Consider the following 14,344-nt stretch of genomic DNA (forward strand, 5'->3'; position numbering starts at 1 on the left):
CACTGCCTTGGAGCAGTGGACAAACCGAAGGCCAGATCACGCGTCCCAAGCTCTTGAAGCGCGCCATGTACGGTCGCGCCAATCTCGATCTCCTACGACGACGGTTCCTCCTCGCAGCCTGATCCACCAAACTTGGCGAAAAGCCAATTTGATGGGTCAGGGTCACCGTTCTCCTTGCCTTCGGAATTGTACCGGCGACCGCGTCCGAGTGCCGCGCGACCCGCGCGGCCTACGGCGCCCTGAAGCACGGCATGCCCTACCACCGGGTCGTCGAGATCCTGGGCTGTCCCGGCCGGACGGTGACCCGGATGAGCATCGGCGAGACCCGGCGCACGACCTATGCCTGGCAAGGGACCGGCCGTTACGGTGCAAACCTCACCCTGTCGTTCCGCAACGGCCAACTGACGAGCAAGTCGCAGCTGGGACTGAACTGATGACCCCGAGCACAGCGTCGTAGGAGGATCATCGCGATGGACCCGGTCAACGCGCCCTGGTGAGCCCCCGGATGGCCATGCCGAATAGGAACCCGATGGTATCGGAAGGCTTGTCGGAGACAACGTCAACAGTCTGAGGATATGTCGATGCGCTCCTTCGCTCTCGCCGCCGTCGCCACCCTGGTCTTGGCCGCGCCGGCCCTCGCGGCCCCTTGCAACACGGGAGCCACGCGCTCCAAGGACCCGACGCCGGACCATGTGAACCCGAAGAGTTCGGACGTCGACAAGTCCAGCAAGAACTTGGCCGGCGGTCCGCAGCCCGCTTCGCCGGGCACGGTCGGTGCCATGAACAACGTCGGCACCAACCAGATGGTCGGTGAGAAGTCGGGCTCCGAGGCGAAGAACGACCAGGGCAACGGCGTCGGTGCGTCGAGCAAGAACCTCGCCGGCGGCCAGCAGCCCGCTTCGCCGGGCACGGTCGGGGCCATGAACAACGCCGGCGCGAACCAGGGCCTTGGCAAGGACGACAACTGCTGAGGCACGCCGTCTGAGCGAAACCACCCCACTGGGCCCGCCGAGCACTGCCGAGGCGGGCCCTTCCCATGTTTGCCCCACGTCATCGAAGACCTTGGCGGCCAAGGACCTGACCCGCCAATGATATTTCATGGCCTTCTGGCATTTCCAGGTCTTAGGGGGCGCCTCGACACTTGGCATGCCGCGTCCGGGGATACGTGTCTCCCTGACCGACCGGCGGTCGCACCGTCGCTTGTCCCGGCGCAGGTCTGTCAACCATGCAGATGACGAGCGCTCGGACGCTCTCGGCCACCGGACTCCTTGTGGCCCTGGCTTTCGCCGTGACCCTGCCGGAGGACCTGGATTGGCCGGCGCGGGCGGCCATGCTGGCCTTCGGGGGCGCCGCCATCTTGTGGGTCCTGACCGGGCTCAGCGCGGCCTATGTCGCCGTCGCCGCGGCCGTGTCCCTGGTTGCGGTCCGGGCCGTCGAGCAGCGCGCGCTGATCGACGGCCTCGGCTCCAAGGTCGTTTGGCTCGTCATCGGCACCTTCGTGCTCGGCGCGGCGGTGGAGAAGAGCGGGCTCGCGGGCCGGCTCACCGCCCTGATCGCCGGGCGTGGGACCAGCGTCGGCGGGCTGATGTGGCGCCTGACGCTCGGCATCGTTCCACTCGCCTTCCTGATTCCCTCCACCTCCGGGCGGGCCACGGTGCTCCTGCCGCTGCATCGCAGCCTGACCGAGGCTGACGACGACCCGCGCCTCGCCAAGGCCATCGGCCTGCTGATCCCCGCGCTCATCGCGCTCTCGACGATCTGCAGCCTTACCGGCGCCGGCTCCCACCTCGTCACCGTCGACCTGCTGGAGCGGCTTTCCGACCAGAGCATCGGCTTCGGGCAATGGATGTTCTGCGGACTGCCCTTCGGCGCTGCCGCCTGCCTGATCACGACCTTCCTGATCGGCCACCTCTTCCTCGACGCCGAGACCCGGGCCCGGCAGATCGCGGAGATCGAGGCTCCGTCGGGTCCCTTGTCCGCCAAGGAGTGGCGGGCCGGGGCCGTGGTGCTCGCCATGCTGGGTCTGTGGCTGACGGAGGGCTATCATCCCTTCGGCATCGCCACCGTGGCGGTCGTCGGCGCGGTGATCCTGACGATGCCGGTCGTCGGCGTCCTCGACTGGGAGGACGGTGTTAAGGCCGTGAACTGGTCGCTCGTCCTGTTCATCGCGGCCTCCCTCGTGCTCGGCCGCGCCCTGATCTCGACGGGAGCCGCGAAATGGCTGATCGGCTCCGCGCTTTCCGCAAGCGGTCTCGGGCCCGACAGCCCGACGCTTCCGATCCTGCTCGGGTTGACGGCGCTCGGCCTGACGGCGCACCTCTACATGGTGTCCCACACCGCGCGGGTGGTGGCCCTGCTGCCACCCCTGCTACTCCTCGCAGACAGGCTCGGCCTCAACCCGGTCGCAGTCGCCTTCCTGGCAAATGCGGGCATGGATTACTGCCTCACCCTGCCGGTCTCCTCGAAAGCGCTGCTGATCTTCCAAGGCGAGGAGCGGCCGGCCTGGACCTCGACGGATCTGCTCAAGCTGGGGACGCTGCTGGCCCCGGCCTACGCGGCGCTGATCATCGTCGCCTACTACGCCTTCTGGGCGCAGACTGGCTTGGCGCTCAGGTAATCCGCTACCCATTGCCCGACGCTGGGCATGTTCCTAAACGGGCGCTTGTGAGAACGGGGCCGCGACGGCGTGGAATTGGCGGTGTCGCGCTTCGAGGTCGGCGAGGTCGTTGGGATCCGCGACGTCGCGCCGGGCGGCAGCGACCACGAGGTCGGCGTGACGGGCGAGTTCGGCGGTCCGGTCCTTGAGGCGCTCCACCTCGGCGACGCGGGTGAGCACGTCGAGCAGCCGGGCGAGGACATGCACCGATCCGGCGGCGTTCTGGCGGATCATGTGGAACAGGGCATCGCACAGGTCGTCGTAATCGGTCACGGGAAGGACGAGCACCACCCGGCCGTCCCGGACGACGGCACCGGTGGGTAGATGGCGTGATGCCACCCGACACAGGGCATCGCCGAGATGGTCGACGACGCTGCCGGCCGTGAAGGGGTCGTTGATGCCCGGCGAAAGCGCCCGGACCGCGATCTCGACCAATTGCCGGATCGAGTATTCGAGGTCCTGCAGGGCGGCCGGGCGGCGCCCGAAGGTCAGCGAACGCCTAAGTGCCGCCTCCGCATCTTCGATCCCGGCGGAGGGGAACGCGACGGGAAACCCGCTCGGCACGTAGTCGCCGGGGCGAACCCGCAGGACGATGGTCGCACCGTGCTCCTGCGCCCAGTCGGCCAAGGCATCCTCGTCCACGGCTTGGAGGTAGCCGCTGGCGTCGATGGAGACTCCGCCGCCGGTGTGCAGCCGGTCCGGGAGTGTCATGCCGGCCGCTTCACAGGTCCGGGCTTCGATGGCGGCGCAGAGGTCGCGATGGACCGCATCGACCACCGTCTCGACATTGATGCTGGCCGCGATGTGGTGGACGAACCAGACCAGGGTCGCGAGGGAGAGGAGCGCCAGGAGCATGGCCCCCGTGATCGCGAGGTGCGGGACGAAGGGGCTCTCCTGCACCGTGCGCACGGTGCGCAGGACCATGAGCGCATAGGCGAAGGTGCCAAGGAAAATACCCAGCACGATCTGGTTGCGGGCGTCGCGGGTGAAGTTGCGCAGCAGCCTCGGGCCCATCTGCCCGGAGGCCAGCGTCAGGGCCGCGATGGTGATGGAGAAAGTGGTGCCGGCGACCCCGATGGTCGAGGACGCGACCGCGCTCAGGAGCGCCCGGGCCCCCTCGGCGCCGCCGGAATAGCCCCAGTTCTGGTCCGGCGAGGTGGCGTCGTACGAGGCCCTGGACGCCTTAGTCCGGCTGCGAGGTCGGCCCAAGAGCTTGCGGGTCGACAATGGACCGGAGTTCGCCGGCCGCATGCTCGACCAATGGGCCTACCTGAACGGGGTCGAGATCGACTTCTCCCGACCGGGCAAGCCGACCGACAACGCCTATATCGAGTCGTTCAACGGCCGCCTACGGGCGGAGTGCCTGAACGCCTCGTGGTTCCTGTCGCTGGCTGATGCCCGCGACCGCATCGAGGAATGGAGGTGCCACTACAACGAAGATCGCCCCCACACGGCACTGGGCGGCTTGACGCCCCGAGCCTTCGCGAACCAAGCTGTCACTGCCCGAGAACTTGCATAGGCCGTGGACCACAAACGGGGTCAACTCCAGACCTACCGCGCACTAACTTTATCCTTGGACCACCGCGTGGGGGCCGATCACGGCGTGGACCTTGGCAGGTGCTGCGCGAGGACCGTGACGACGTCCAACGCAAGGACCCCGATCAACAGGGTTCGGAAGGAAAGGGCTCGCCGGCATGAGGGCACGTTTTCGAGCCTGGATCGAATCCCTCGGCGACCAGTTCTGGCTTCGGCCTGCCCTGATCGTCCTTGGCTGCATCGGCCTCGCCCAGCTCGGGATCTGGCTGGAGACGGCCCATGTGGCCTCGGTCACCTGGAAGGCGCGGAAGTTGGCTCTCGGTGTGAGCGAGAGCGCCTCTCGCGTGTGGCAATCGACGACCGTCAGGATCCGGAACGGACGACCATCGAACAGACGGTCGGCCATGAAGTCCATCGCCCAGACCTCGTTGGGTCCACCGATTGCCGGTCGTCCCTGGCGATAGCGCCAGGCTCGCTTGCGCTTGGGCAGCTTGGACCGGATGGACAGTCCCTCATCCCTGTAGATCCGGTAGGTGCGCTTATGGTTCACCTCCCAGCCCTCCCGTCGCAACAGGATGTGCAGCCGCCGGTAGCCGTAGCGCACCCGTGCAGCAGCCAACTCCTTCAATCGCATCCGCAGCGCGACCTGCGGATCAGAGCGCTTGGTATAGCGCTGGGACGAACGGCCGAAGCCGGTAGCCAGACAGGCCCGACGCTGGCTGATGTCGTAGGCCACCTGCAGGTGACCAGCGACCTCACGGCGAGCGGCAGGCCTCACCACTTTCGTTTGAGGACGTCCTGCAGCATCGAGCGGTCCAGTGTCAGGTCGGCGACCAGCCGCTTGAGCTTGCTATTCTCGTCCTCCAGCTGCTTGAGCCGTCGGATCTCCGGCACGCCCATGCCGACGAACTGCTTCTTCCAACGGTAAAACGTCGGCTCGGAGACGCCCATCTTCCGGCAGACCTCGTCCACCGTGGCGCCGTTCTCCGCCTGCCGAAGGGCGAAGGCGATCTGTTCGTTCGTGAAGCGTTTGCGAGGCATGGCATCTTCCCTCCTTCAGGGTTCAGGATGCCCGAAAAACTTGCGCTCAGCGCGGACCAGTTTGGTGGGTCAGGGGCACCAGGCTCAAAAGCCATATCAAAGGGCGGACCACTTCAATGGGGGCCGATCACGCAGGCTACGATGCCTTTGACCCAACTTGATCGGGTGCAGCTCTAGGTTCGGGCAGCCTCACAAGCGTGAGCTTTGCGAACATACGAGCCTGTGCGAAAGCGGCTAATCGCATGCTCTAGCTCGAGAGGAGGGCTCGTGCCGGTCACACAACTTCAGCTCGCGGCATCGCTCCGCGCCTGCCCGCATATCGCTGATCGTGAGGCGATCGCTTACTTCCTTCTCGACCCTTTAACGCAACCAAGTATCAATCCCTTCCGGCAGACCTCTGTCGGAGCCCAATGCAGCATTTGGGCAGGGCAGAGCTTTGAGTTCCGAACCTCTGGTACTCAAGTGCTTGGCCTCGCATGCCTTCTTCGGACCCTCGACATATTGCCGGGCGATGAAGTGCTGATGCAGGAGATCTTCGGCGCCGGCCCCTACCGGGCCTACATCTACCATCGTGGCGATGGGTGCCAGATCATCGGAGCCGTGCTTTACGGTAGAGGGTCTACGGAGTTACCAGTCGTCGCATCCCGAGCACCGCGGCGGAGCACAAGGCGATCACCTCCGACTCCAGCGATGCAGTTAGATCTCTTTGCCTTCGCCGTGCAGTGATCCCGTCCGAGCCGGTCTTTTTGGGGGCGGTACGTTGGCGTGATGGCGGATCACCGCCAGCAGGGCGAAGGCCATCATCATTAGGCTGACGTGTTGGTGCCAGCCGTGCCAGGAGCGGGTCTCGTTGTGAGCGAGCCCGAGTTCGGTCTTGGCCGTCTCGAACGCATCCTCGATGCTCCAACGTCGTCCCTCGACCGCCACCAGGGTCTGGATCGGCGTGCCGGCCGGGCACCAGGTCGTGAAGTAGGCCCGCTCGGCGTCAGCCAGGCTGCGCCGGATCAGGAGCCCCCGCGTCCACAGACCGGGTCTGGTCGTCGGCACCATCGAGGTCGGCCAGTTCGCAGTAGGCCCAGTCGTACAGCCGCGCGCCCTTCGTCCCGTCGCCCGCCGACAGACACGTCCAGGCCGTCGGAGCAAGGCCGTTCGCGATCGCCTCGGCGCTGCCCGCCACCGGTGGCTTGCCGATCCAGGCGTTGAACCTGTGATCACTCTTGACCCCGAGCACGTAGCCCTTGCCCGCCCGGCGTAGCGCTTGTCCGATGTCGCCGACCCCGTACACGGTATCGGCCGCCACCCAGGAAAACGGCACGCTGGGCGGCCATCGCCCGCTCGATCATCGCCAGAGCCAATCCCGGCTTGGTCGCGAAGGCCGTCCCCTCCGGCACGTGGGCGGCGGCCAGCCGGGCCGGATCCGAGGTCCAGGTCTTGGGCAGGTACAAGGCCCGATCGATGAAGGCATGACTGTGCCGAGAGGCGTAGGCTGCAAACACACCGATCTGGCAGTTCGTGATCTTGCCGGCCGAGCCGGTGGACTGGCGATGCACCCCGCACGAAGCCTTGCCCTGCTTGAGGAAGCCGGTCTCATCGAGGACCAGAACAGTACTGGGTCGGCCAGCGTCTCCAGGGCATACTCACGCACCACGTCGCGTAGGGCGTCGGCATCCCAGCGTCCGCGACCGAGCACGGCCTGTTGACGCCAAGGCCCAGGATCGCCCGCGGCTTCCGCCCGCATCCAACCGGTCTTGCGCCGCTCCGCGCCGAGCAGTCCGTCCAGGAAAGTACCCGCCGAGGCGGCGACCCGCTCCTGGGTGAACAGAGGCCGCACGCGCCCCTTCACGTCTCGCAGCGCCGAGGCCCACAACTCCAGCGTCGCCTCGATAGAGATCCCGGTCGTCCATGATGCGCGAATCATGGTGAGGCAGAGATTCAGAACCCCATCAACAACGCAACTGTAATGGTAGGCAGAATGCTCCGAGAAAAGCGGCGGTCGTCCCTTAATCTCGACGTTCACTCCTCCATCTTCCCTCCTCACGACCCTGTATTCCATCGGCGACAGCGCAACTACGGAAACGCTCTTAGAGCGTGCAGCCAGGTTTCGGATCAGTTCCGGCGACATGCCGGGCCGCGGAAGCTCCCTCGGCACGACCCTGAACTCCGGAGGAGCCTCAAGCCTCACCATGATCGTGGTGCCGGAGCTTGCCTCGACCCTGAATGTCGAGTGACGGCGCGCCATCGACGCATCACGGAGGAGCGGCCGTGGCACGTTCCCGGGATTGGACGGGCCGCGCTCGACGATCGTCGACGGGTCACCACCGATAGCTCACGGTTCCGGTGACGCGGCGGCCTTCGCCGTAGTTGCAGCCGACGAAGCCGATCTGCTGCGAGCAGGTGCCCACGAAGACGCGGTCGAGGAGGTTGTTGGCGGCCACCTGGAAGCGCCAGTTCTCGTACTGGTATCGCACCGCCGCATCGACCTGGAAGTAGTCCGGCACCCGGATGGTGTTCTGGGCGTCGCCGAAGCTGGCGCCGACGTAGCGGAAGCCGGCGCCGAGGCCGAGGCCGCGGAACGGGCCCACCTGCACCGTGTAGTCAGCCCAGGTGGCGGCGGTGAAGTTCGGCACCTGGATGGGGCGTCGGCCAACCGCGCTCAGGCCTCCGGCGGGCGGTTCGTCCTTGGTCACCTCGGCGCTCAGGACAGTCGCCGAGGAGATCAGCTTGAACCCGTCGAGCAGGTCCATGGTGGCCTCGGTCTCGAAGCCCTTCACCGAGATCTCGCCGACCTGATAGAACGCCTGCTGCAGCGGATCGGTGGGGTCGAAGGTCAGCGCGTTGGTCTTCTTGGTGTCGAACACCGAGAACAGGATCGAGCTCGCGGCACCCGGCGGCTGGAACTTCACGCCGGCCTCGATGGTCTCGCCGCGCTCGGGCTTGGGCGGGAGGATATTGTAGGATGTCGGGACCGCGCCGACGCCCGGAATGGTCTGCGTCGTGCTCTGCTGGACGTAGACCGGCAGCACGTTGAAGGAGCGCGCCGCTGAGACGTAGGGCGTGAGGCCGTTGTCGAAGAGATAGGACAGGCCCGCCCGGCCGCTGAAGGCCTGGGCATGCTGGTTCGCGCCGAAGACAGCAGGAATTGCGTTGGGAATTCCAAAGGCGTCGAGCTGCTGGCGCACGGCGTCGATCGGTGGGTTGATAGCGGTCGTCTTCGTCGTCACCCAGTCGTAGCGGCCGTTGAGGCTGAGCACCCAGCGGTCGTCGAACTTGACCTGGTCCTGGACGTAGAGGCCGACCTGCTCCTGGTCGATGCGCGCGAGCCGCGTCTGCGGCAGGGTGGCGACGCCCGTGCCGTAGACCGGGTTCAGGATGTCGAGGGGGCCGACCAGGGGGCCGACGCCGAGGAGCGCGGCGGTCGGACCGCCGAACTGATTGCTCTTGTTGTTGACCTTGCTGTAGTCGACGCCGACCAGCGCGGTGTTCTTGAACCGGCCGAACTGGGAATCGTTCTGGAGCTGCGTGTCGACGGTGAAGACGCCGTACTCCTCCAGCCAGGTCTGCGCCGAGCGCCCCAGGATGTTGGGCGCGGCCGGGCTGCTGTCGGTGGCATAGACGGCGTTGTAGTCCGTCGAGGCATGGGCGTAGCGCAGGTTCTGGCGCACGGTCCAGGAATCGTCGAAGCGGTGCGAGAACTGGTATCCGCCCTCGAAGTGCTCGGCGAGGAAGCGCGAGAAGTTCGGCTCTCCGAGGAAGCGGCCGCGCAGCTGCGCCCGGTAGGGATTGCTGCCGTTGGTGTAGTCGCGCGGAACGGCCCGGAAGCTGTCGCCCGTGCGGTCCTTCTGATAGTTGCCGAGCAGCGTCAGGCTCGTATCGGCCGACGGCGCGAAGGTGACCGCAGGGGCGATGTAGATCCGGTCCAGCGGCGTATAATCCACCTGCGTGCCGCCTTCGCGCAGCAGGCCGGTCACGCGGTAGAGGATCGTCTTCTCGGGGTTGACCGGGCCGCTCAGGTCGAAGCCGAACTGCTTGCGGTTGAAGCTGCCATACCCGCCGAAGATCTCGCGATAGGGAACCGCGAGCGGCTTCTTGGTGATGAAGTTGACGAGTCCGCCCGGATCATTGAGCCCGAACAGGCCCGAGCTCGGCCCGCGCAGCACGTCGATGCGCTCGACGCCGTAGGGCTCGATGGGAAAGCCCGAGAAGCTGGTCTGCGGCAGGCGCAGGCCGTCCTTGTAGATGCCGCGCTGGGTCTGGTCGAAGCCCCGGATGATGAGCTGGTCGAACCGCCCGTCCTGTCCCTGCGGCGAGGTGACCACGCCGGCGCTGTAGCCCAGAGCGTCGGCGAGGTTCTGGACGCCGCGGTCCTCGATCTGCTTCTGCGTCACCACCGAGACCGACTGGGGCACCTCGCGCAAGGGGGTGTCGGTCTTGGTGCCGGTTTTCGAATTCGGGACCACGTAGGACGTGGCCGCCTTCAGCGCGCTCGCGGTGCCGGCCGGGATGCCGGTCCCCGAACCGGCCACCGACAGGGTTTCGAGCTGCACCGCGGCGGTGCCGCCCGCGCCCTGCGCCAGGGCCGTGCCGCACCCCAGGGCCGGCACCGTCGCCGCCAGTGCGAGAGCGGAAACGCCCGCCGCGCCGATCCGGCGACCGGGACGCGCGGACCTGCAGGAGGCGGGAAGGAGCTCGACCTGGACCATGGGGAATGCTTTCCGATGCCGATCTTGACGTCATGCAGCAGACGGGATCGGCGAGATCCGTCAAAAGGGCACTTGCCGAATGCTCCCGACTGAATTCTGGAGTTATTCTAAGCAGGCGAACTTACCTTGCGACGACGAGGTGCGCATGGGGGAGGCTATTGATCAAGCCGACTCTGCGGTCGCTTGCGATATTTCAAGATGGCGTTGTTGATTCAGCACATCTACACTTTGGAATAAATAAAAAATCGAAGACTTACCGCCGGGCCAGCAGCCACATCATGAAAGGCGCTCCCACGAGGGCCGCGACAAGGCCGGCCGGAAGCTGGTCGGGGAAGAACGCCATTCGGCCGACGAAATCCGCCGCCACCATGATCAGTGCGCCGACGAGGGCGGAGCCCGCGAGATGGGGCGCGGCCCGCGCCAGGCCGGTGAGCCGCGCCACCTGTGGCGCCACGAGGCCGACGAAACTCAGGGGGCCGGCGACAAGGGTTCCGGCCGCCGTGAGCAGGGCCGCCAGCGTCAGGATGGCGAGGCGGCTCCCCCCCAGACTCAGGCCGAGGGCCCGCCCGGTGGCGTCCCCCAGCGGCATCAGGTCGAGCCAGCGCACCACCAGGGGCAGGCAGGCCGCCCCGATCCCGAGGAGCGCCAGGGCCGCAACGGCATCGTCGGGCGCCACCCGCGCGGTGGAACCCGCCGTCCAGGCCCGCAGCATCACCACCGCCGGATCGCCGCTGATCATCAGGATGGTGAGGAGCGCGCCGAAGCCCGTGGTCAGGGCGATGCCGGCGAGCAGCATCTGTTCCGGTGCGAAGGCGGCCCGCCGGCCGAGCGCCAGGATCGCCAGGAGGGAGACCAGAGCGCCGGCGCCGCCCGCGCCGAGGAGCATCGCCCGGTCCGGGAGGGCGACGAGTAGGCTGACGGCGATCAGCCCGAAGGCCGCCCCCGCGCTCACGCCGAGGACCTCCGGGCTCGCGAGGGGGTTGCCGGTGAGGCGCTGGACCAGGGCGCCGGCCAGCGCCAGGGTCGCGCCCGCGGCCAGCGAGGCGACGACGCGCGGCCAGCGCCAGGGCATCACCTCGGCGAGGCCGTCCCCGAGGCTGACGACCCAGCCGCCCTCCTGTCGGCCGAGCACCAGGGCGCCGACGGACAGGAGCGCCAACAGCGCGCCCCAAGCGGCGATGCGGCGCCAGGGCTTCGGCGCGCGCGCCGTCGCCTCGGTGGCGTGGTGCAGACTTCCGACCCCGCGCAGGCGCGGCAGCAGCCAGAGCAGCAGCGGCACGCCGAGCAGCGCCGCGAAGGCGCCGGTCGGCAGCGAGACCAGGGGGCCGAGGGCCAGCACCACCGTATCGGTCAGCCAGAGCAGGGCACCCCCGAGCAGGGGCGCGGCGATCAGGCGGTCGCGCAGGCGCCGGGTGCCGGTGAGCCGCACCAGGATCGGCGCGGCGAAACCGACGAAGCCGATCACGCCGACGCCGCTCACCACGAAGCCGGCGAGCGCCACCGCGAGCACCAGGGCGCCGAGGCGGGCCGGCCCGAGGCCGAGCCCAAGGCTGCGCGCGTTGGTCTCGTCGAGGTCGAGGAGCGCGAGCGGCCGGACCATCAGGACCACGAGCCCGGCGGCGACCGCGAGGCGCGGCGCGAGGTAGGCCGGGGCGGACCAGTCGTTCATGGCCAGCGACCCGGCACCCCAGACGAACAGCCCGAACAGGCGCTCCTGGTGCAGGATGACCAGGAGGGTCTGAATCGCCCCGCAGGTGAGATCGATCACGAGCCCGGCCAGCAGCAGCCCGAGAGGCGCGAAGCCCCGGCTGCGGCCGAGGGCGAAGACCGCGAGGGCCGCGAGGCCGGCGCCTGCGAGCGCCACCGCCTCGCGCCCTTCCGCAAACAGGCCGGGGGCGAACAGCGAGGCGAGCGCCAGGGCGAGCTGCGCGCCGGCCGAGATCCCGAGGGTCGCGGGCGAGGCCAGGGGATTGCGCAGGACCTGCTGCAGCACGGTCCCGGACAGGGCGAGCGCCGCGCCGGCGAGCAAGGCGGTGGCGAGGCGGGGGGCGAGGCTCTCGTGCAGGATGACCTGGTGGATGTCGGTCCAGTCCGGGTTCCACAGGGCGGACAGGGCCCGCGCCAGGGGCAGGTCCGCCGTGAGGTTGCGCAGTGTGAGGAGCGTGGCCGCGAGGCACACGGCCCCGATGAGCAGGGCCGTGCCGGAGGGGCGACGCGCGGAGGCGCCCGCGATGGCCCGCGCCTCAGCCACGCGGACAGGTCTCCCGCTGTTGCTCCGCCATCAGCCCGGCAAAGCGCGCGATCGCCGGCAGGCCGCCGTAGAACCAGACCGGCGGCAGCACGGTGACCCGGTGATCGCGCACCGCCGGAAGCGTCTGCCAGAGCCGGCTCGATGCCAGGGCACGGGCGGCATCCGATCGGATCGGCCCGATATGGACGATGCGGGCGTCGGGCGGACCGGCGGCGAGTTGCTCGATGCCGAGCACGGCGAAGCCGTAGGCGTTGGTCGGCCCGGTCCACGCATTGGCGAGGCCGAGCCGGTCGAGCACCGTCTGGAACAGGCTGTTGCGCCCGTAGACCACCACGTTGCGGTGATCGACGATCCAGACGAGGAAGACCGGTCGCCGATCGCCGGGGCAGGCCACGGCGGCGAGAGTGTCCAGCAGCGCCTCCGTGCGCGTCTCCAGGGCCTCGGCGGCGGCCTCGCGCCCGATCAGCGCGGCGATGCGCCGGGTTTCGGCCCGGGCCTGGGCGTAGGGCGTGCCGGCCTGGGCGTAGATCGAGACCGCCTCGGTCGGCGCGATCCTTCGGAGGAAATCGCCCTGGCTCGCCACTTGGAGGGGGTTGCCCAGGATGAGGTCGGGCTTCAGCCGGGCCAGGACCTCGAGGTTGGGCTCCACAATAAGGCCGAGATCGGTGGCGCCCGGCGGCAGGGCGGGCGCCACGACGGTGCGGTTGTAGCCCTCCGGCTGGGTCACGCCGACGGGCACGACGCCGAGGCCGAGCAGCAGTTCCACCGCACCCCAGTCGAGGGCGGCGACGCGTGGCTCCGCAGGGTCCGCCCGCGCCGGCAGCGACGCGGCGAGAAGGACGAGGATCCATCCGAGGACGATCCGGCGACGGGCCTCAGCGCGCATCGGCCGGAATCAGCCCGGCATGGCCGGTCTCGGGGCGCTTCTCGGGCGCGAGGCTCACGCGCCGGAGGCTGGGAACGAGGGCCGCGAAACCGGCCGTCGCCGCGAGGCAGAGCCCCCCGCCCGTCACCAGGGCGAGGCGCGCGGAGGCGAGATGCGCGCTGGTGCCCATCTGCATGCCGCCGAGCGCCGGGCCGAGGGTCTCCTCCAGCACCCAGAGGCTCGAGATCCGGCCGAGCATCGCGTCCGGCGTGGCGCGCTGGATCAGGGCCGCGCGCAGGATGCCGGCCAGGCTCGCGGCGGCCCCCAAGATGGTGAGGACGAGGAGGGCCGGGGCGAGCCCGCCGACGAGGCCGAGGGCGAGGCAGGCTCCGGCCCAGACCGCCACGCAGGCGAGCAGCCAGCGCCCCGCCCAGGGGCTCGCCCCGGCACGGCCGGAGCCGAGGGCGCCGATCAGGGCGCCCACCGCAGGCGCGGCGTAGAGGAGGCCGAGGCTGTCGGCGCCGCCCAGGACGGCGCGGGCGGCGAGTTCGGGCAGGAGCACGTAGGGCACCGCGAAGACCAGGGCGACGAGGTCGATGAGCAGGAGACTGAGGACCAGGGGCGAGCGCGCCAGGAACCGGAGGCCACCCGTCCGATCCGCCGGCGCGTCGCCGCCGGGCACGACGCGCGCCGGCGGCAGGCGAGGAAGCCGGGCGAGGAGGATCGGCGTCAGGCCCGAGGCCAGCGCCACCGATCCGTAGCAGGCGACCAGGCCCATCCGCGCCGTGATCGCTCCGGCGAGGAACGGCCCCGCGATGGCGCCGGCCTGGGCCGCCACGGCGGTGAGGGCGGCCGCCCCGGCGAGGTGCTCGCGCCCGACCAGGGCCGGGGTCGCGGCCATCAGGGCCGGCATGCCCAAGCCGAAGGTCGCCCCACCCACCACGGCGGCGGCGAAGATCGGCAGGATTCCGGGCTCGGCCACGGCCGCGTTGCCCATCAGGATCAGGATCGCGGCCAGGTGCGCGGTCCGGGACCACACCATCACGGAGCGCCGGTCGAAGCGGTCGGCGAGCCAGCCGCCGAGCATCAGCGACAGGGCCATCGGCCCTGCCACGGCGGCGTTCAGCAGCGCCACCTGCAGGGACGAGTCCGTGAGCGCGTAGGTCTGCAGGCTGACGGCGACGCCGAGCACCCCGAAGGCCAGGAAGGAGGCGGCCCGCGCCGCGTAGAGCAGCCGGAAGCCCGGGCTCGCGCGCAGGGGCGCGACGTCGAGGAAGCCGAAGGCGGCCATCGCA

The 14,344-nt window shown here is 69.0% G+C and carries 8 protein-coding genes and 3 pseudogenes; 4 read left to right on the plus strand and 7 right to left on the minus strand.

Annotated elements, in window-relative coordinates; translation table 11 throughout:
• The first annotated feature begins 185 nt into the window (after window positions 1-185).
• From J7U37_RS22005 to J7U37_RS22015, 3 genes are all read left to right on the plus strand, one after another.
• Window positions 186-434 carry a DUF3862 domain-containing protein gene (locus tag J7U37_RS22005; protein ID WP_348773014.1) on the plus strand — a complete coding sequence of 83 codons (249 nt, stop codon included), beginning with the start codon at window positions 186-188 and terminating at the stop codon, window positions 432-434.
• A gap of 147 nt (window positions 435-581) precedes the next feature.
• On the plus strand, window positions 582-971 hold the full coding sequence (locus J7U37_RS22010; RefSeq protein ID WP_247637102.1) for an exopolysaccharide production protein YjbE: 390 nt from the start codon (window positions 582-584) through the stop codon (window positions 969-971).
• Window positions 972-1,225: 254 nt separating this feature from the next.
• Window positions 1,226-2,617: an SLC13 family permease gene (locus J7U37_RS22015; RefSeq protein WP_247637103.1), complete on the plus strand. Its 1,392-nt coding sequence runs from the start codon at window positions 1,226-1,228 to the stop codon at window positions 2,615-2,617.
• Between the two features lie 33 nt (window positions 2,618-2,650).
• On the opposite strand, the gene J7U37_RS22020 is transcribed toward J7U37_RS22015, so the two are convergent.
• Window positions 2,651-3,865, minus strand: a complete 1,215-nt coding sequence (locus J7U37_RS22020) for a DUF2254 domain-containing protein (protein ID WP_247637104.1) — start codon at window positions 3,863-3,865, stop codon at window positions 2,651-2,653.
• Here J7U37_RS22020 and J7U37_RS22025 point away from each other — a divergent pair.
• Window positions 3,831-4,175: pseudogene (locus J7U37_RS22025) on the plus strand (integrase core domain-containing protein); the annotation flags it as partial. The gene J7U37_RS22020 and the pseudogene J7U37_RS22025 sit on opposite strands and share 35 nt — an antisense overlap.
• A gap of 303 nt (window positions 4,176-4,478) precedes the next feature.
• On the opposite strand, the pseudogene J7U37_RS22035 reads toward J7U37_RS22025, so the two are convergent.
• The 6 genes and pseudogenes from J7U37_RS22035 to J7U37_RS22060 all read right to left on the minus strand — a co-directional run.
• Window positions 4,479-5,233, minus strand: a pseudogene (locus tag J7U37_RS22035) (IS3 family transposase); the annotation flags it as partial.
• A gap of 696 nt (window positions 5,234-5,929) precedes the next feature.
• Window positions 5,930-7,151 (minus strand): annotated as a pseudogene (locus J7U37_RS22040) (IS701 family transposase).
• A gap of 394 nt (window positions 7,152-7,545) precedes the next feature.
• Window positions 7,546-9,933, minus strand: a complete 2,388-nt coding sequence (locus J7U37_RS22045) for a TonB-dependent siderophore receptor (RefSeq protein WP_247637105.1) — start codon at window positions 9,931-9,933, stop codon at window positions 7,546-7,548.
• Between the two features lie 253 nt (window positions 9,934-10,186).
• The gene (gene fhuB / locus J7U37_RS22050; RefSeq protein WP_247637106.1) at window positions 10,187-12,184 is read right to left on the minus strand and encodes a Fe(3+)-hydroxamate ABC transporter permease FhuB; all 1,998 of its coding nucleotides are present in this window, start codon (window positions 12,182-12,184) and stop codon (window positions 10,187-10,189) included.
• Window positions 12,177-13,070 carry an ABC transporter substrate-binding protein gene (locus J7U37_RS22055; RefSeq protein WP_056187172.1) on the minus strand — a complete coding sequence of 298 codons (894 nt, stop codon included), beginning with the start codon at window positions 13,068-13,070 and terminating at the stop codon, window positions 12,177-12,179. The genes fhuB and J7U37_RS22055 overlap by 8 nt, the downstream gene beginning before the upstream one ends.
• Window positions 13,060-14,340 carry an MFS transporter gene (locus tag J7U37_RS22060; protein ID WP_056187175.1) on the minus strand — a complete coding sequence of 427 codons (1,281 nt, stop codon included), beginning with the start codon at window positions 14,338-14,340 and terminating at the stop codon, window positions 13,060-13,062. The genes J7U37_RS22055 and J7U37_RS22060 overlap by 11 nt, the downstream gene beginning before the upstream one ends.
• Window positions 14,341-14,344 lie beyond the last annotated feature (4 nt).

It is taken from the genome of Methylobacterium sp. 37f (genome assembly GCF_023093475.1).
GTDB lineage: Bacteria > Pseudomonadota > Alphaproteobacteria > Rhizobiales > Beijerinckiaceae > Methylobacterium.